The 20,921-nt window shown below is 39.7% G+C and carries 11 protein-coding genes; all 11 read left to right on the plus strand.

Going from position 1 to position 20,921, the window contains the following annotated elements; genetic code table 11:
• Positions 1-198: 198 nt before the first annotated feature.
• Positions 199-2,964, plus strand: coding sequence for a DUF5695 domain-containing protein (locus KYH19_RS08265; RefSeq protein ID WP_219078300.1), 2,766 nt, complete (start codon positions 199-201; stop codon positions 2,962-2,964).
• A 1,169-nt stretch (positions 2,965-4,133) separates the two neighbouring features.
• On the plus strand, positions 4,134-5,531 hold the full coding sequence (locus tag KYH19_RS08270; RefSeq protein ID WP_219078301.1) for an aminopeptidase P family protein: 1,398 nt from the start codon (positions 4,134-4,136) through the stop codon (positions 5,529-5,531).
• A gap of 547 nt (positions 5,532-6,078) precedes the next feature.
• Positions 6,079-7,749, plus strand: a complete 1,671-nt coding sequence (locus KYH19_RS08275; protein ID WP_219078302.1) for a M1 family metallopeptidase — start codon at positions 6,079-6,081, stop codon at positions 7,747-7,749.
• Positions 7,750-8,085: 336 nt separating this feature from the next.
• Positions 8,086-9,003, plus strand: a complete 918-nt coding sequence (locus KYH19_RS08280) for a dihydrodipicolinate synthase family protein (protein ID WP_121287921.1) — start codon at positions 8,086-8,088, stop codon at positions 9,001-9,003.
• Positions 9,004-9,017: 14 nt separating this feature from the next.
• Positions 9,018-10,604, plus strand: coding sequence for an aldehyde dehydrogenase (NADP(+)) (locus tag KYH19_RS08285; RefSeq protein WP_219078303.1), 1,587 nt, complete (start codon positions 9,018-9,020; stop codon positions 10,602-10,604).
• Entirely contained in the window at positions 10,597-11,598 is a 1,002-nt protein-coding gene (locus KYH19_RS08290; protein ID WP_219078304.1) for a 4-hydroxyproline epimerase, read from the plus strand. The genes KYH19_RS08285 and KYH19_RS08290 overlap by 8 nt, the downstream gene beginning before the upstream one ends.
• 40 nt (positions 11,599-11,638) lie before the next feature.
• On the plus strand, positions 11,639-12,880 hold the full coding sequence (locus KYH19_RS08295) for an FAD-binding oxidoreductase (protein ID WP_219078305.1): 1,242 nt from the start codon (positions 11,639-11,641) through the stop codon (positions 12,878-12,880).
• A gap of 1,303 nt (positions 12,881-14,183) precedes the next feature.
• Positions 14,184-15,086, plus strand: coding sequence for an AraC family transcriptional regulator (locus KYH19_RS08300; protein WP_121287925.1), 903 nt, complete (start codon positions 14,184-14,186; stop codon positions 15,084-15,086).
• Between the two features lie 86 nt (positions 15,087-15,172).
• Entirely contained in the window at positions 15,173-16,951 is a 1,779-nt protein-coding gene (locus KYH19_RS08305; RefSeq protein WP_219078306.1) for a DUF885 family protein, read from the plus strand.
• Positions 16,952-16,991: 40 nt separating this feature from the next.
• Positions 16,992-18,440 (plus strand): APC family permease, encoded by a 1,449-nt coding sequence (locus KYH19_RS08310; RefSeq protein ID WP_219078307.1) that lies wholly within the window; start codon positions 16,992-16,994, stop codon positions 18,438-18,440.
• A gap of 78 nt (positions 18,441-18,518) precedes the next feature.
• A complete protein-coding gene (locus KYH19_RS08315) occupies positions 18,519-20,813 on the plus strand; it encodes a S9 family peptidase (RefSeq protein ID WP_255562593.1) in 2,295 nt (764 codons plus the stop codon).
• The last annotated feature ends 108 nt before the right edge of the window (positions 20,814-20,921 follow it).

Genomic DNA, 20,921 nt, shown 5'->3' on the forward strand with positions numbered 1-20,921 from the left:
AAATGTTCTTATATCTCTTATGTGGTTAATAATTTGATATGGGAAAGCAATTCCCGCCATCCACTTACCGCCTCACGCCCAACTTCCCATAAATACACCAATTCTTTACCGATTTTGCGCTATTTATAACTTCCATGCCCGCTTTACTTTTTAAAGTTTATTTTTGATTAACTACATTCCTAAATCTGCTTTTTCGCTATGATTATCGAACCAAAAAAGAAAAGAGTCTTATCCATAATAACTTTTAAAGCAATACTTTGCTGTATTTTAACTTTTATAAATATTGGTGTTATTCAGGCCCAATCGCCGTGGATTGCTTTAGGTGAAAAGCCATCCACTTTGGGTTTGGAAAATGGTTTTTCGACCTACAACGCCGGGGCATTTAATCTAAAGCTCGTTAAGTCATCGCAAACTGTGGCAGGTCTTCAACCTAAAATGGTTAAAGATTTCGATTTTGTACCCAGCGATAGTTTAAAAGTGAGGAGTTCTGATGGTTTGTACCATTTGGGCGATATCAATTTAAAATTGCGCAATGTTGGTGAAGAAGCCTGGAAAAGCTATAGCACTGCGGCAAAACGAAGCCCTGTGAAAAATATAGTATCAGGAAAAAATGTACTTGCCGCTGCCGATCTTGCTGCAACACTTCCGGCTGATATTCCATTGCAGGTTAAAAGGATCTGGGAAATGTTGAACGGAAAGCTGGTGCTGCGCTTCGAACTAAAAAACAAGACCGATAAAAACGTCGAAATTGGTGCGCTTGGGATCCCGATGATTTTCGATAATATTTTAGAAGGCCGTACATTGGAGCAAACTCATGCTAAAAATGTTTTTTACGATCCCTACATCGGAAAAGATGCTGGTTATTTGCAGGTTACCCGCTTAAGTGGGCATGCGCCTTCTTTGCTGGTTGCGCCATTGGGACATACGCCATTTGAAGCTTACAACCCACTTAACGACGACCGCACACCAAGGGGAATTGCTTTTGAAGGCTTTTACGAATGGATGGTGTACAGTAAAGCTTATGCTGAAAACGAATGGAAAAATGCCGAACAATGGAATACACCTACTTCAACCTTTTTAAAACCTGGTGAAAGCCGGAGTTATGCCCTTCAGTTTATTCTGTCAGGAACTGCAAAAGACATAGAAAGCAAACTGATTGAAAATAAAAGACCTGTTGCCATATCCGTTCCAGGTTATGTACTGCCTAAAGACGTGGAAGGGAAATTGTTTCTCAAATACCCTAAAAAGATTAAAAATATTCAGGTTCAACCTGAAAATGCCTTAACAATAGTTGCAGCAGGCTCAACCAAAAATGGTTGGAAAAGTTACTCCGTGAAAGGAAATATCTGGGGAAGAGCCAGATTATCCATTACTTACGAAGATGGCTTGGAGCAAAGTATTAATTATAAAGTAATTGAAGCAGAAAGTGATGTGATTGCGAGTTACGGCAATTTTTTAACAACCAAACAATGGTTCACCCAGGCCGATCCCGTTTTTAATAGAAATCCTTCTGTTATTACCTACGACAATGAAAAACAGCAACAAGTAATTCAGGATAACCGCGCCTGGATAGCGGGTTTGAGCGACGAAGGCGGTGCAGGTTCGTGGTTGGGTGCAATGATGAAGCAGTTGGTGCAACCCAAAAAAGAAGAGGTTGATAAACTGAAGCAATTTGTTGATAGTGTAATGTTTGGGAGGATACAGCTTAAAAGCGGACCTCAGAAATATGGTGTAAAAAAGAGTTTGTTTTATTATGCGCCGGATTCGCTCCCTAAAGATACTTATGATGCAAAGATCAATTTTAAAATATGGTCTGCATGGCCAAAAAAAGAAGCTGATAACCTGGGCCGGTCTTATAACTATCCACATGTAGCAGCAGCCCATTGGGTAATGTACCGGTTGGCACGTAATTATAGCGGCCTTGTAGAGGAGCAAAGCTGGAAACAACACCTTATCGATGCTGCTGAAACAGGTATGGCTATGGTTAATATTGCTCCTTATTATGCACAGTTCGGCCAGATGGAAGGTACAGTCTTTTATCTCATCTTAAACGACCTTAAAAACGAAGGACTAACAGATGAAGCAGCCAGGTTAGAAAATGAAATGAAGAAGCGAGCCAACCACTGGCGATCTTTACAGTATCCATTTGGTAGTGAGATGCCTTGGGACTCTACAGGTCAGGAAGAAGTTTATGTGTGGTCGAACTATTTTGGTTATCAGGATAAAGCGAATGTAACGCTCGATGCGATACTTGCTTATATGCCTGTGGTACCGCATTGGGCTTACAATGGTAATGCCCGAAGATATTGGGATTTCCTTTATGGAGGTAAACTCTCACGCATCGAGCGGATGATCCATCATTACGGTTCGGCGCTTAATGCCATTCCTGTGTTAATGGATTACCGCAAAAATCCCGGCGATTTCTATCTTTTACGTGCCGGTTACGGTGGGTTATTGGGTTCGATCTCCAATATCACCCAGGAAGGTTTTGCGCCTGCTGCATTTCATGCTTATCCATCAACCTTAAAAAATGACGGTATTACCGGCGATTATGGATCTGGCTTTTTTGGCTACGCGGTTAATACATCATCTTACATTTTACAGCATCCTGAATTTGGCTGGTTAGCTTTTGGAGGCAATTTGAATAAAAAAGGGAACATTATCAATGTTAAATTAACCACGGCAGCAAAATCGTCGGTTTACATTGCGCCTGCCGGGCTTTGGATCAGTCTTGATGCGGGGACCATTGATGAAGTAAATTATAATACTGTAAATGGTGAAATTCGCTTAAAGCTCGCTAAGGCAAACGAATACTTAGCTAATGTTTTGTTGAGGCTGTCGCAACCGACAAAAGTTAATGGAGTTGGTGTTTATTCAATAAAAGGCAATGGTATCAAGAAAAGAGGAGGGTATGAATTTCTACTTGCAAAAGATCACACAACTGAAATCATAATTCAAAGATAATATCAATTCATCTACCTGTCTGAGCCCCGTGAAATAAAATTACGGGGCTTTTTTGGATAATCAATTGTATATGTGATTTATTAGTTATTACTTAATATGAACTATTAATAATTATCTATATAAGTATGTTAATGTTTAAGTTGCTGATAATGAGTCGAAAATATGTATTTAAATTTAAAATGAGGTAGATTTTTCTTGTTTATAAAGAGGATGCATGAGAAATGCAATTTTATCGCCTATAAACATATTTTTATTTGTAATCCCCAACAAATGTCGCTCTCGCGCAGACCTACCGTGTGGACACAACTCTGTTAAATTTCATTCTTTTTTAGCGTAGTTGTCAAGGTCGATCGTCATGCTGATCCGATGGCTATCGGATTTATTTCAGCATCTTTCCTACTGTTAAGAGCCCCCTGATTCTAAAAAAAACTATCAAGTATTAAAAGAAATATTTATTTATTTTTCCGCTCTATGCCGCGGGGCATGGTAGTTTTTCGCAGATCAAGTTGTTTTTAGCTGTGCTCAAGAATGCTGGCGCATTTTGGAGCGCCAAAGTACCCAAAGCGCTCTGTCAATCCAGCAATGGGCCTTTTACACAACCCTACACTCATCAAAAAAACAGCGGCACTTCGTTTTGTGTTCAATATTTCTTAAAGCTTTAATTAGCGTCTATGAACACAAAACCACTGCGTTTCAGGTTTGTTTGTGCCAATTGTAATGAACTACTCCTGTTTTTTTGAATCTCCTGGCCCTTGGTATTGACGGCGTTCTTCGGTAAAACCTGTAAATTTATTAAAGCAAGCTAGCCAAACGCCTAAAAAATTAACCTCAAAAAGATGTGTCATCCAAAAGGCGCAGGCCGGGATCTTAAAGCTTAAGCATTAAGATTCCCATAGAATCCGGGTTGTGAATAACGGAACGCCTTATAAATACTCAATGCCATCTATATCTCCGTAGCTAAAAATTGTAAATGATATCTTTAAACTTTCTTTAATCATCCATAAATCTGTAGATTTTACCCTTATTTTTCGCTAACCTGAAATTTATTGTGATTTTTGTGCCATAACCATAGCTTATAATTTGCAGATATAAACCATATTTTATCCATTCATTTTAATTCTGATGTAATGAATATGGCTTTTTGGATATTTGCTTAACACGTGAAAAATATGTTTGAAAAGAAAGTTTACCTCCAAAGAAGAGCAGCACTAAAATCAAAGATAAGTTCGGGAATATTACTCTTTTTGGGTAATGAAGAAAGTCCGATGAATTATAAAGACAATACCTATCATTTTAGGCAGGATAGTACCTTTTTATATTATTTTGGGATCAGTGAGCCATCTTTAGGCGCTATTATCGACCTGGATGAAGATCAGGTCATTCTTTTTGGCGATGAAATGGGCATTGATGATATTGTGTGGATGGGCAGGCAGAAGACACTTGAAGAAAAAAGTCTGGATGCCGGCCTAACCAAAGTTCTGCCTTTTGCGCAACTAAACACTTATCTTAAACAGTACCAGGATAAAAATCGTGAGGTTCATTTTTTACCTCCCTACCGTGCTGAGAATAAGATTAAATTGGCCAACTGGCTTAACCTGCCAATCGATCAACTTAAAGAAAAAGCTTCGCTAAACTTTATTAAAGCTGTTGTTGCACAACGGTCGGTTAAATCTGTCGAAGAAGTTGAAGAGCTGGATCGTGCTGCAGCAAGATCTGCCGATATTCATTTAATGGTGATGCAGCAGGCAAAACCTGGTATGTACGAACGCGAACTTGCAGCAAAAATTCAAGCTGCTGCGCTAGCTTCGGGTGGTAATCTGGCCTATCCGGTTATTTTAACGGTTCGCGGCGAAATTCTGCATAACCATTACCATGGCAATCAGCTCCAGGAAGGTCAGCTGGTTTTAAACGATTCTGGGGTAGAAACTGCTTTAGGCTATGCCGGCGATCTTACGCGTACTTTTCCTGTAGGCAAAAAGTTTAGTGCTGAGCAAAAAGATGTTTATGATATCGTATTAAATGCTTATACGCATGGCAAAAATATGCTGGCTCCGGGGGTAAGGTACTTAGATGTACATTTGGCTTCGTGTAAAATGCTGGCACAGGGTTTAAAAGATATTGGCCTGATGAAAGGTAATGTAGACGATGCCGTGCAGGCTGGTGCGCATGCTATGTTCTTTCAATGTGGAACAGGGCATATGATGGGCTTAGATGTACACGATATGGAAGATTTAGGTGAGCAGTACGTAGGTTATACAGATGAGCTGACTAAAAACACCAGCCAGTTCGGATTGAAATCGTTAAGGTTGGGCAAAGCGCTGGAAGCGGGTTATGTATTAACTGTAGAACCAGGTGTTTACATTATCCCGGAACTAATAGACCGTTGGAAGGCCACTAACCAGTTTGGCGAATTTATTAACTACGATAAATTGGAGCAGTTTAGAAACTTTAGCGGCATCAGGGTCGAAGACGATTTTCTGGTTACCGAAAACGGAAGCCGGATGTTAGGGAAGCATTTAGCTTTAACTACAGATGAAATTGAATCCATTAGGAGCGAAGCTTATTAGTAACGTTGCTTATTTGAAATAACTGTTGTTTTTTGTGGAGCGCAAGGCCTTTCGATTTTTTTAAGGATAGTCCTGACAGAAGCACAGAACCAGGGTTAAATAAACCTGATAGAGCGGATGCTCCCGATTCTTCATCGGAGCAGGAGGGATAGCAGGACTACCGTAACCGATGAAAACTGAGACTGCTTTTCAAATTAATATTTTGCTAAAATAACGACATCACAAATAGTAAAGAGCCATTAAAGGGAGCATAGATCTTTTAAAATGACAGATGTTTTTTGTTTTGGAGCGCAGGTCCATTCGATTTTTTTAAAGAATGTTCCTGCCATCCGCTTTATTCCGATGAAGGATCGGAATGCCCGCTGCTGTCAGGGCTAGATACCTCGGCAGAAGCACAGAACCAGGGTTAAATAAACCTGATAGAACGGATGCTCCCAATTTTTCATCGGAGCGGGAGGGATAGCAGGACTACCATAACCGATGAAAAACTGAAACTGCTTTTCAAATTAATAATACGCTATTGCAACATGATAACCAGCAAAAAGATATGAAAAAAATAACCTCCTTAACCCTAGTTTTCTTAACGTTTAATACCCTGCTTTTTGCACAAAACCCAAAAAAGGTTTACACTTTGGCCGATACTTTAAGGGGAAGCTTAAATGCCGAACGGACCTGGTGGGATGTGCAGCGTTACGAACTTTCGGTTAAGCCCGATTACAATGATAAGAGCATAACAGGCTCAAATAAAATCGTTTACAAAGTAGTGCAGCACAATAATGGTAATACCCGTATGCAGATTGATTTACAGGAGCCATTAATCATTGATAGTGTTTTATATAATGGCGGTTCAAAGGTAAAATTCGGACATGTCGGCAGTGTCTGGTATGTACATGTGCCTGCGCAAAAGTTATCGGCGCTGAATAATGTCCATATATTTTACCATGGAAAAGTACACCAGGCCAAAAGAGCACCCTGGGATGGTGGTTTTATTTTTACTACCGATTCGCTTTCGCGTCCTTGGATGACAGTGGCCTGCCAGGGCTTGGGTGCTTCGGTTTGGTATCCAAATAAGGATCATCAAAGCGACGAGCCTAATCTGGGAGCATCTTTAACCATGACTGTTCCGGATACATTGGTAGCAGTAGGTAACGGGCGCCTGGTATTTAAAAAGGATAACCACGATGGTACCACGACCTATCAGTACAATGTTAAAAATCCGATCAGTAATTATTGCATTATCCCTTACATAGGTAAGTATGTTAATTTTAAGGAGAAATATGCAGGCGAAAAAGGTGCCCTTGATGTGAATTATTGGGTGCTTGATTACAATTACCCAAAGGCTAAAACCTACATGCCCGATCAGGTGCATAAAATGATGAAAAGTATGGAGCATTGGTTTGGCCCATATCCTTTTTATGAAGATGGTTATCAGTTAATTGATGCTTCGCATACGGGTATGGAGCATCAATCTGCAGTTTCTTATGGTAATGGTTACAAGTTTGGCTACAGAGGCAGAGATATGTCTGGCAATGGCTGGGGTTTGAAGTGGGATTTTATCATTATTCACGAAAGCGGACACGAATGGTTTGGCAACAACATTACCACCAACGATCTGGCCGATATGTGGGTACACGAAGGCTTTACTAACTACAGCGAAACACTTTTTGTTGATTATATTTTTGGTAATCAGGCTGGTAATGAATATAATTTTGGCATTAGAAAAGGCATTAAAAATGATAGCCCGATTATCCCTGCTTATGGTGTAAATGCACAAGGCAGTGGCGATATGTATCCGAAAGGGGGCAACATGCTGCATTCCATCAGGCATAGTTTAAATAACGACGAACTTTTTAGAGCCATATTGCGTGGACTTAACCAAACCTTTTACCACCAAACGGTAACCACTGCGCAGATCGAAAATTATGTTTCTAAAAAAGCAGGTTATAATTTTTCAAAGGTTTTTGATCAATATTTACGTACGGTACAGGTTCCCACTTTTGAATACTATCTTAAAGATGGTAAAGCCTTTTACCGGTATAGCGATTGTGTTAAGGGCTTCAATTTGCCTTTAAGTCTTAAAAAAGAAGGAATTAAAGCGCTTAAAATTATTCCTTCACAAAACTGGCAGCAGGTTACGTTAGCCAAAGGGCAGGATGCACTTTTTACAAAACAGGTTATTGAATTTATGTACTACCTTCAGGTAAAAAACACAAAATAAAAATTTTGAAATAAAAAGAGATGTAGGACGTTCTCTATCTAACTGATTTTAAAGGTATTCTTGTTTGAGGTGTTAGCTTTTTTTATGGTATCTAATTTCTTTTACAAATGCTCCGGGCTTTTTCTAATTAAATCTGTCTGATTGAAATGGCGTATTTATGACCAATATCGGTTAAAATCCAACAATATTGCAGTTTGGTAATTCCCTAACTTTGAATATCGTTTATATGATTCTATCTTCGATAATCTGATTAAATGATGCTTGCCAATTACATCCGGTTTTGGATTAAAGGCCAGATTAATTTTTGAAAATATTTATTAAAACATAAACATTACAATGGGTATCAAATGGACTGGGGTTTTCCCTGCTGTAACTACTAAATTTACAGCAAATGATGAGTTAGATTTTCCGGCTTTCGATTTAAATATCGAAGCGCAATTAGAAGCAGGTGCTGAAGGGATAATTTTAGGTGGATCGCTTGGTGAAGCCAGTGTATTAACCGATGAGGAAAAGTTTGGCCTGTTATCGCATACCTTAACCGTGGTAAACGGTCGCGTACCGGTTTTATTGAACATTGCTGAGTCAACTACAAAAAAAGCAATCGAAGTAGCTCAAAAAGCCGAATCGCTTGGTGCGCAAGGTTTAATGTTGTTGCCGCCAATGCGCTACAACGCTGCTCCAGACGAAACTTTGGCCTTTTTTGGTGCCATTGCTGAAAGCACCAGCTTACCGATCATGATTTATAACAATCCTGTTGATTATAAAATCGAGGTAACCTTAGATATGTTCGAGGTTTTGACCAAATACGATAACATACAGGCGATCAAAGAATCAACAAGGGATGTATCAAATGTAACGCGGTTAATCAACCGTTTTGGCGACCGTTTCAAAATCTTTACCGGAGTAGATCCATTAGCGATGGAAAGCATTGTGATGGGTGCACACGGATGGGTTGCGGGTTTGGTTGATGCTTTCCCAAGAGAAACCGTTGCTATTTTCAGATTGATTAAAGAAAATCGCATTGCTGAAGCACTAACGATTTACCGTTGGTTTTTACCAGTGCTTGAGTTGGATATTCATGCGAAATTGGTGCAATACATTAAGCTCGCAGAGGTTGCAACAGGATTAGGAACCGAAGCCGTTCGTGCACCGCGCTTACCATTAAGTGGCGCAGAAAGAGAGAAAGTATTAAAAATTATTAATGATGCACTAGCTGTTCGTCCGGAATTACCTGCAGGTAGCTGGGGAAAATAGTTTAAAAACCAAATATGAACGGGAAAAATATTATAGCCAGCACTTATAGTGAAATTAATGAAAAAAGCCTTAAAGCTGTTAATCCCGCAACGGGATTAACGCTTGATGGCGAATTTTTTAAAGCGAACGAAAACCTGGTTGATGAGGCTTTAACATCAGCAACATCGGCTTTCCAAAGTTATAGAAATTTAAACAAAGATCTTAAAGCAGCTTTTTTAAATGCCATTGCCGATGAAATCGCCAGTCTTGGCGAGGAACTCGTAAACAGGGCTTCGGCAGAAAGTGGTTTGCCTTTAGGTCGTTTACAGGGTGAATTGGGCAGAACTACCGGCCAATTAAGGTTATTTGCCAATTTGGTTGCAGAAGGCTCCTGGGTTGACGCCATTATTGACACGGCATTACCTGAAAGACAGCCTTTACCACGACCTGATATCAGGAGAATGCTGATCCCAATCGGACCGGTAGTAGTTTTTGGTGCAAGTAATTTTCCACTTGCTTTTTCAGTTGCAGGTGGCGATACGGCATCAGCACTAGCTTCTGGTTGCCCGGTGGTTGTTAAAGCACATCCCGCACATTACGGAACCAGTGCTTTGGTAGGTGGTGCCATTATTAAAGCGGCAGAAAAAACAGGAATGCCTAAAGGTGTTTTCTCTTTGTTGTATGATGATGGTTATACCATTGGCGCTGGCCTGGTTCAGCATCCGTTAACTAAAGCAGTAACTTTTACAGGTTCGTTTAAAGGTGGAATGGCCTTAATTAATCTTGCTCAACAGCGCGAACAACCTATTCCGGTTTTTGCCGAAATGGGAAGTATTAACCCGGTAATCTTTCTTCCTCTGGCCATAGAAAATCAGGCAGAAGAACTGGCTAAAAAATATGCCGCCTCGATTACCCTGGGCGCGGGTCAGTTTTGTACTAACCCAGGTTTATTGTTAGCAGTACAATCACCTGCACTCGAAAATTTTAAAGCCGTTTTAAAAGAAGCTATTTCAACTATTCCTTCGGCAACCATGCTTACTGAAGGTATTGCCAATAATTATGGTAAACTTTCTGCCGGGGTAGTAAACGAAAGCGGTGTTGCCCTTTTATCGGCATCAACCGTAAAAAATACCGAGCTTCAAAATCAATCAGAAGCTAAAATTGCCCAGGTAAGTGCTGCCGATTTTATTAAAAATCCTAAACTCCGTGAAGAAATTTTCGGTCCGTACTCGTTATTGGTTGTTGCTCAGGATCGTGCAGAACTAGAGCAGGCTATTGAAGTTTTGGAAGGACAGCTTACTGTAACCTTAATGGCCGAAAAACAGGAACTTCAGCATTACCAGACTTTGGTAAATAAGTTGACTGATAGAACCGGAAGAATTATACTGAATGGTGTGCCTACAGGCGTAGAAGTTTGTGCAGCCATGCAACACGGTGGACCATTTCCGGCTACTAACGATAGCCGTTTTACTTCTGTTGGTTCTACTGCAATCAATCGTTTTGTAAGGCCATTGGCTTACCAGGATTGGGAACAGGAATTATTGCCAGATGAATTGAAAGATGGTAATCCATTGGATATTTTCAGAACGGTAAATCAAAAATTAACGAAATCTCATGAGTAAAACTTTTTTTTGTGTAGATGCCCATACATGCGGAAATCCGGTTAGATTAGTTGCAGGTGGAGGACCTCAGCTTATTGGCTCAAACATGAGCGAAAAGCGTCAGCATTTTCTGAAAGAATTTGATTGGATCAGAAAAGGTTTAATGTTCGAACCTCGTGGACATGATATGATGTCGGGTAGTATTCTTTATCCGCCTCACGACCCTGCTAATGATGTGGCTGTACTTTTTATCGAAACCAGTGGTTGCCTCCCAATGTGTGGCCACGGTACTATTGGCACCATTACCATCGCTATTGAAGAAGGACTCATCCAACCGAAAATACCAGGGGTGATCAGAATGGAAGCGCCAGCCGGATTGGTATTGATTGAATACAAACAGGAAGGAAAAAAAGTAAAGTCTGTTAAACTGAAAAATGTGGCATCTTACCTCGCTGCTGAAAATCTTCAGGTAGAGTGCCCTGATTTAGGCACACTTACTTTTGATGTAGCTTATGGTGGAAATTTTTACGCAATCGTTGATCCACAGGAGAATTTCCCTGGACTGGAAAACTATACCGCTTCGCAACTGATTAGCTGGAGCCAGATCATCAGGAAACGCATTAATGAACTTTACAGCTTTGTTCATCCACAAGACCCTACGATAAATGGCTGTAGCCATATCTTGTGGACAGGAAAAACAATAGATCCTACATCAACTGCCAGGAATGCAGTTTTTTATGGTGATAAAGCCATTGATCGTTCGCCATGTGGTACGGGTACTTCTGCCCGTTTGGCACAGTGGTTTGCTAAAGGAAAACTAAAACAGGGAGAAGATTTTATCCATGAAAGTTTTATAGGCAGCAAGTTTATTGGAAGAGTAGAAGAAGTTGTAGACCTGAATGGAATCAAAGCCATTATACCAAGTGTAGAAGGCTGGGCAAAGGTTTACGGTTACAATACTATAAAAATCGATGCCGAAGATGATCCGTATGCATACGGATTTCAGGTGATTTAATGAGTTTTTAAAAAGAATATCAGCAGTATAAATTAAAAGCATGTCGAAAGTACTAATTATAGGTGGTGGAATAGTAGGTTTAACTTCAGCATATTACTTGCAGAAAAGAGGCTACGAAGTAACAATTTTGGATAAAGGAGATATTACCGACAATTGCTCATTTGGTAATGCGGGCATGATTGTTCCAAGCCATTTTGTTCCTTTGGCTGCACCGGGAATGATCAAGCAGGGGATCCGTTGGATGTTCGACAGCAAAAGCCCCTTTTATGTTCGCCCATCTTTAAATATGAACCTCGTTAATTGGGGTTTGAAATTTATGAAACATGCTACGGCAAAACATGTAAGCGAGGCGGCAGTGCCATTGCGCGATTTATCGTTGCTAAGCAAAAAACTATATGAAGGTCTGGCAAAAGAGTCTGATTTCGATTTCGAATTAACCAACAATGGTATTCTGGCATTTTATAAAACAGAAAAAGCAGGAGAAGAAGAAGCGCATTTAGCTGCAAGGGCAATTGAACTGGGCCTGGATATGGCTGTACTCACTGCCGACGAATGCCGTGCGTTACAGCCAGATTTAAAGTTAGATGTTTTAGGAGCGGTACATTATCGTTGCGATGCACACCTTTATCCAGCAAAGTTGATGAATGCTTTGCTTAAGTATTTATTAAACAATGGGGTTAATATAGTGCGTAATAAAGAAGTTGATAAAATTGAGACGGCAGGTAATCGCATTACAAAGGTTTTTACAGGTGGTACCGCCTGGGAAGCCGATCAGTATGTTCTGGCAACTGGTTCGTGGTCGCCTGCTGTGGCTAAAATGGCCGATATTAAAATCTCTTTAATGCCAGGCAAAGGTTATTCTTTTATGGAGCCTGAACCTCAGCAGCGTTTAACTATTCCGGCACTGTTATGTGAAGCCAGGGTAGCTATAACACCAATGAACGGTCAGATTAGATATGGTGGTACGATGGAGCTGGATAAAATCAATACCAGGATCAATATGCAAAGAGTTAAAGGGATTGTAGAATCGGTTCCGGCATATTTTCCCGATTTAAAACCTGCGGTTCCTGCAGAAAAAGATATCTGGTATGGTTTCCGTCCTTCATCACCTGATGGTTTGCCATACATTGGCAGAAGCGAAAAAAGAGAAAATCTAATCATTGCTACCGGCCACGGTATGATGGGTTTAAGTTTAGGACCGGCAACAGGTTTGTTGGTTAGCCAGATTGCTTCAGGCATGGCCACTGATCTGAAAATGGAACCATACAGAGTAGTTCGATAATAGACTAAGGGGGCAAGTTTTTCCAGGGATGTTTCGTCATTGAAAAGCCGATTCTTCATTGCCAGAAGCAATCTTTATCTTAGGTTGGAAAGATTGCTTCGTCGTTCCTCCTCGCAATGAAACTCAATTTTATACATCTTTAGATTTTAAATTCTTTACCAGTGGATTGAAAATCCACAGCACTTCGGTCCGGATTACAAATCCAGACCAGCTATCCCAGTATATATCTAAGAGGTCTGTGGCATTTAAAACGGGTCTTTCGACAAGCTCAGGATGACAAAATCCATTAGCACGGCCGTTATTCCCACGCAGGCCTATCGTGTGGACACATCTTTTTGAGTTTAATTTTTTAGGCGTTTTGCTAGCTTCCTCAAATAACATATTGTTTTAACCGAAGAACGCCGTCAATCCCAAGGGCCGGAGAAATCAAAAAAACAGGTGCAGAATAGAATAAATAGCATTGCCAAACCTAAAACGCAGTGGTTTTGTGTTCATAAACGCTAATTTAAAGTTTTAAAGAATTATTGAACACAAAACGAAGTGCCGCTGTTTTTTTGATGTGTATAGCATTGTGTAAAAGGCCCATTGCTGGATTGACAGAGCGCTTTGGGTACTTTGGCGCTCCAAAGTACCATGCCACCGCGGCATAGAGCGGAAAAAAATCAACATTTATCTTCAAACTATAGTTTTTAAGATCAAAGTTTGTTATTTGAAGGAAAGATGTTGAAATAAATTCAGCATGACGATCGCCAAGGAATATGTGCTAAAACAAATACTATTTAATTTAGATGTGTCCACACGATAGGCGCAGGCGGGAATCTTAAAACGCTTGAATTACGATTATTCATAAGTTTCCCTTGTTTCAATGGCATTAATGAGCATGATGTTGTTCCCAATCGAGTTGGGAATGACATTCTGTTAGTCGGGATTTGTAACCTCGTCCATCATTAGATTCAATGTTGTACCAGTGGATTGAAAATCCACAATACTTAGGTCTGGATTACAAATCCAGACCAGCATATCAAATGTATTATTTCAACGTTAACGCTTAAAGTAATTATAAATCACGTGATGTCATTGTATATTTTGTTAATTCTAGTTTAATTTACTCGTTTTAAATCTTGCATTACAGTAGGTTAACTAAATGTGTAGTGATTTACAAGCTACCTGATTCATCATCAAATCCGTCATATATTATCAAAATATAGCAGGATTTTAACCTTATTTGAGTTTTATTGGTTTATTTGAGTTAATATTCATACATTCAATTCATAATCAACAACCAAACCGAACTAACTGAATCATGAAAGTATTACCATTTACCATGCTTGTTCCCGATGACAAGAGTGTGATATCGGAACATATTGAATTGCCTTTTTTTTATCAATATTTACACCGCCACGATGAATGGCAGATCACGTATATCGAAAAAGGAGAGGGGACGTTAATTGCAGGCAATGATATGCATGCCTTCCGATCGGGCGATATTTTTGTAATTGGGGCAAAACTTCCACACTTATTTAAAAGTAATCCCGAATATTTCGCTGGTGATTGCAATAAAACAATCAAAGCATGTTCCATTTACTTTAATCCGAACGGTATTCTAGCGGCTTTGTTTAATCTTCCAGAAATGAAGATGGCAAGCGGTTTTTTAGCTAAAAACAAACATGGTTTCAAAGTTCCCGCTGCTGCCACCAAAAACATGATCACCAAAATGTTGAATGTTCATGAGGCATCAGGAGTTGATGTATTGTTTAACTTTCTGAAATTGGTTAACAGTTTTCAGGATTTAAATGAAGACGTGGAATCCTTATGCTCAGATATGTATTCTTCTAACGTAACTGAAAATGAAGGTATGCGTTTGAGTAAGATCATTAACTTCATTACTGAAAACTACAATAATCAAATTTCGTTAGAAGATGTAGCCAATGCTGCGTTTATGACACCACAGGCATTTTGCAGGTATTTTAAGAAACATACCGGGCATACTTTCGTTTCATTTTTAAATGAAGTGAGAATTAACGATGCCTGTAAAAGTCTAATATCAGGAGAAAAAGCCGATTGTATCTCAGGTGTGGCTTATAAGGCAGGCTTTAATAGTATTACCAATTTTAACAGGGTATTTAAAAGTATTATTGGTCAATCGCCGAGAGCATATATCGATACCTATAATAATGTAAGCAGAGTAAGCTATATAGGCGCTTAAGCAAAAAAAAACATTCTTTTTATTAAATAAGCTAACCATTTTTTCAAGTGGAGGCAAATGCTATTTGCCTGTTTTAACCAAACCAAATGCAAAACAAATTAAACTTTTTTGCCATTTTTTTAATGGTTAGTCTGTTATCAGGCACTTTTGTACTGGCTCAAACATCAAATGAAAGCTTGTACGAACAAACCAGCGAAATGGGTACGCTGATCGTATGTTACCAAAGAGACGTTGATGCCATTAATGATTTCTACTATCCTTATTCCGCAGGTGGTACTTATTCTTATCCGATGACTACTTTTAAAAGTCCGGAGCAAAGAAAACGCCTGCAGGATATCAATAACGATTATTTAAACAAGTTAAAATCTGCCAGATTTGAAGCCTTTAGTACTTACGGTAAGGTAGATTATATCCTTCTTAAAAAACAGATCGAATCTTCTGTCTGGCTCTTAGCTAAAGAGGAAACAGACTATAAAGCCCTGTCGAAGTATTTTACCTTTGCCGATGCGATTTATGCACTCGAAAAATTAAGAAGAAGGGGCACTTATAAAGAAGGCGCTTTGCTGGCTGCAGAGATAGATGAAATTTCGAAGCAGGTTGATGTCCTGAGTCTAAATTTTAAGAAAGGAATATTAACACCCGATCAGCTTAAAATGGCAGCGGCGATAACTATAAGTTTAAAACACCGTTTAAAGGGTTTCTATCAGTTTTATATGGATTATGAACCTGGCTTTAACTGGTGGGTACCTAAACCTTACGAAAAGTTAGACTTGGCCTTAAGCAATTACGCTAAACTTTTTAACGATAATGGTGATGCTGCTCCTTCCGTAAAATCAAATAAATCAGAAATTAAAGGAAATCCTATTGGAAGAGAAGAACTGATCAGGCAATTAAATGCCGAACTTATTCCTTATACACCAGAAGAGCTGATCAAACTTGCTGAAAAAGAGTTTAAGTTTTGCGATCAAGAGCTATTGAAAGCATCAGCGGCTATGGGCTTCGGAAATGACTGGAAAAAAGCGCAGGAGAAAATCAAAAACAGCTATGTGCCTTTAGGTAAACAGCCAGAGTTGATTGTAAAACTGCAGGATGATGCCTTAAATTTTATAAAGGCCAACGATCTGATCGCTATCCCGGCGCTTGCGGAGGAAACCTGGGGCATGGTCATGATGTCGGCCGAACGCCAATTGGTGAATCCATTTTTTACCGGTGGGCGCGAAATCAGTATTTCTTATCCAACAAATTCGATGGAGGAAGACGATAAGTTAATGAGTATGCGTGGGAATAATCCTTATTTTTCCAGAGGAACGGTTCAGCACGAACTCTTACCTGGCCATCATTACCAGTATTTTATGAATAACCGTTATAAAAGCTATCGCGATCCTTTCAAAACACCTTTCAGCGTAGAAGGCTGGCCCTTATATTGGGAGCTTCTGCTTTACGATAAAGGTTTTGCCAAAACGCCTGAAGAAAAAATGGGGATGCTTTTCTGGCGGATGCACCGTTGTGCCAGAATTCTTTTTTCACTGAACTTTCACCTCGGTAAATGGACACCTCAGCAGTGTGTCGATTTCTTGGTAGACCGTGTAGGGCACGAACGTGCCAATGCAGAAGGCGAAGTACGCAGATCTTTCAAAGGCGATTATAGCCCTTTGTACCAGGTAGCTTACCTTACCGGTGGTCTTCAGCTTTTTGCACTGAAAAAAGAACTGGTAGATAGTGGCAAAATGAGCTTTAAAGATTTTCATGATGCGGTGATTAAAGAAAACTTAATTCCTGTAGAATTGATCAGGGCTACCTTAACCAATCAGCCCTTAACACGCGATTTTAAAACCTCGTGGCATTTTTACGATCAGCTTAAATAAATAGACTCAACCAACCTTAGAACCACCAAGCAAAGAACACATGATTGAAAAAGAAACCACACAATTTAAACCCTCACTTAAACTGATGGATGCAACCATGCTTGTTGCCGGAAGTATGATTGGCTCGGGTATTTTTATTGTAAGTGCAGATATTACCCGAAATGTAGGCAGCTCTGGCTGGCTGTTAGTGGTTTGGCTAATTACAGGCTTCATGACGCTTACTGCCGCATTAAGTTATGGCGAATTAAGTGCCATGTTTCCAAAAGCAGGCGGACAGTACATTTATTTAAAGGAAGCATACAATCCACTCATCAGTTTTTTATATGGCTGGAGTTTCTTTACGGTCATCCAAACTGCAACTATTGCCGCAGTAGGTGTCGCATTTGCCAAGTTCACCGCTTATCTCATACCTGCATTAAGTGAAGATTTAGTTGCCGTCGATTTAGGCTTCTTTACCATCTCACCGGCACAACTGCTGGCCATTGGTGTAATTATATTACTCACTTATATCAACAGTAGGGGGGTAAATGGCGGTAAAGTAATCCAGACAACCTTTACAGTGGCCAAATTATTAAGCTTATTTGGCCTGATTGCTTTTGGACTTTTCTTTTTAGATAAAGGAATCTGGAAAACCAATTGGGAAAATATGTGGGTTTTGGGCCCCTTATCTGCCGATGGAAATATTGGTTCTTATACCACTTTGGCTGCCTTCGGAGCCATTGCTGCCGCGATGGTAGGTTCGATATTCAGTAGCGATTCCTGGCACAATGTTACCTTTATTGCCGGCGAAATTAAAAATCCTGCACGCAATATTGGTTTGAGTTTAGCCCTAGGAACGATTATGGTAACGGTTCTCTACATCCTTACCAATGTGATGTATACCGGTGTACTTTCATTACACGATATTGCCTACGCTGATAAAGACCGGGTGGCGGTTTCTGCTGCCAACCATATTTTCGGTACAGCAGGTACCATCATTATTGCACTAATGATTATGGTTTCAACCTTCGGTTGCAATAACGGTTTAATTATGGCGGGCGCCAGGGTATACTACTCAATGGCCAAAGACGGGCTTTTCTTTAAAAAAGTGGGTACGCTAAACAAAAATGCAGTTCCCGGATTTGGACTCTGGATTCAGTGTATTTTTGCTTGTTTATGGTGTATTAGCGGAAAATATGGCGATCTGTTAGATATGATCTCATTTGTGGTAGTGATGTTTTACATGCTCACCATTTTCGGGATTTTTATCCTTCGTAAAAAACGACCTGATGCCGAAAGACCTTACAAAGCCTTTGGTTACCCTGTTCTGCCAATTATCTATATGGTTATGGGACTGGCCTTTTGCATATTGCTGATTATGTTTAAACCCAAATTTACCTGGCCCGGATTAATCATCACATTAATCGGTATCCCGGTTTATTACCTCATTAAAGGAAATATAGTTCGCCAGGATTTGAAATCAAAAGATCCGGTTGATGTGAATGGTTAAAATATTAATGTTATTTATCAAAATCTAAAGGCAACCTGCAAAGCTGCAGTATTATATTTACCCGCAAAAAAATCTGTAATGATGATTTACGCAACCGCTAAAAAATCAATAGTTTTCATCTTATTAAGTTTTGTTTCCACTCAATTGCTGGCACAGCAAGTCAGGTTGCAGCCATATGCTCCTAATGCTGCTGAAGTGGCAGATGCTTATCAGTTATCATTGAAAATGGATACCACTTTACGTAATATTCCAACCAATAATGATATTATTCCTTTCTGGAAAAAGGATGGAACCGCATTTTGGTATAAAAAGAATCTTCCTAATAGAACATGGGAATATTATTATGTAGATGCTGCAACAGGTAAACGTCAGGCCGCATTTGATCACAATAAACTTGCGCAGAATCTAGAAAAGGTTACCGGTAAAAAACAGAATCCACTAAAACTTCAGTTTGCCGAATTGTATTTCGCCGATCAGGGTAATACGGCAAAATTAAAAATACAGGATAAATGGTATGAATTAAACTTAGGCGATTACAGTTTAGCTGACATTAAAGACACTACAATTTATCGTTACAATGCCAAAAGACCTCTGCAACAAAGGAGATCGCGCTGGCAGGGAAACCGCCAATCCAAAAAATCGCCGGATGGCAAAAGTGAAATCCTGATCCGCGGCGGCAACCTTTTTGTAATTGATTTAGCAACAAAGGCTGAAACCCAGTTGAGTACCGATGGTAATGCCGATAAACCTTACGGCGAATTTGCATGGTCTCCCGATGGAAAAAATATTGTTGCTTACAAAATCGATCCCAAAGAAATTAAAAAAGTATATTATGTATTAAGTTCTGTTCCAGGTACCACACGCGGCGAATTAAAATCGAGAGAATATGCACAACCTGGTGATGACTTTACAGCTTATCAGCCCTATGTTTTTAATGTAGCGAAAAAAACTGCCATTAAAGTAGATGCTGATCCGATCGATTTTTTTGGCGCACCGGAACTGCATTGGCGCGGCAATAACAGCAGATATTATACTTATGAGAAAGTAGATAGGGGGCATCAGCGTTTCAGGGTAATAGAAGTGGATGTTTTAACAGGAAAAACCAAAAATATCATCGACGAGAAAACCAAAACCTTCATTTACGAAAATCGTATTTATACCAGATACTTGCCTAAAACAAACGAAATATTGTGGACGAGTGAGCAGGATGGCTGGCAACACCTTTATCTGGTAAATGCCTTAACCGGAAAGCAGCAGTTAATTACAAAAGGAAATTATGTAGTTCGGGATATTGATAGTGTAGATATCGTAAAACGCCAGGTGTGGTTCCGGGCAAATGGAATGCATGCTGACGAAGATCCGTACTTTATCCATTACTACCGGATCGGGTTTGATGGAAAAGGCCTGGTAAACCTCACACCAGAAAAAGGTAATCATAACCTCAGCTTTTCTCCTGATCGTAAATATTATATCGATACCTACTCACAAGTAAATGTACCACCGGTTAGCGAATTAAGGTTAACGGCAAGCACCAAAAAATTAAACGAAATAGAACATGGAAAAACAGATGCCTATTTGGCTACAGGCGTTAAATTGCCTGAGGTATTTGTAGCCAAAGGAAGAGATGGAAAAACCGATATTTGGGGTATTGTTTGCCTTCCTTCAAAAATGGATCTGAATAAAACTTATCCTGTAATTGAAAATATTTATGCAGGTCCTCATGACAGCTTTGTGCCTAAAAGTTTCTTGCCAGCCAGTGAAATGCAGAGCATTGCCGAATTGGGTTTTATTGTGGTACAGATTGATGGAATGGGCACGGCCAACCGGTCTAAAGCTTTTCATGATGTATGTTGGAAAAACATAGCCGATTCCGGATTTCCTGACAGGATATTGTGGATGAAAGCCATGGCGGTTAAGTATCCAAATGCTGATATTTCACGGGTAGGGATTTATGGCACTTCGGCGGGTGGGCAAAGCTCAACAGGTGCACTATTATCTCATCCTGAGTTTTATAAGGCTGCAGTTTCTGCCTGTGGTTGTCATGATAACCGCATCGACAAACAATGGTGGAACGAACAATGGATGGGCTATCCGGTAGGACCACATTATGGAGAACAATCTAACATTACCAATGCAGGTAAATTACAGGGTAATCTATTTCTAATTGTTGGTGAAGCGGATGAAAATGTACCGCCAGAATCAACCTACCGACTTGCCGATGCATTGATCAAAGCCAATAAAAATTTTGATATTTTAAGTATTCCGGGCATGGGACACAGTGATGGGGGAGTTTATGGACGGAGACGTAAACGCGATTTTTTTGTGAAACATTTACTAAATGCCGAACCTCCAAACCCGAATATTTCAAAGTAAGGTATTCATTGGTAACTGCAAACTGTTTATTGCAACTGAACTGGTAATTGTAAATTGCAAACTGGAAATTGGTCGCTGATTCATTCATTCTATAATTGGATATAATTA

It is taken from the genome of Pedobacter sp. D749, assembly GCF_019317285.1.
Taxonomy (GTDB): domain Bacteria; phylum Bacteroidota; class Bacteroidia; order Sphingobacteriales; family Sphingobacteriaceae; genus Pedobacter.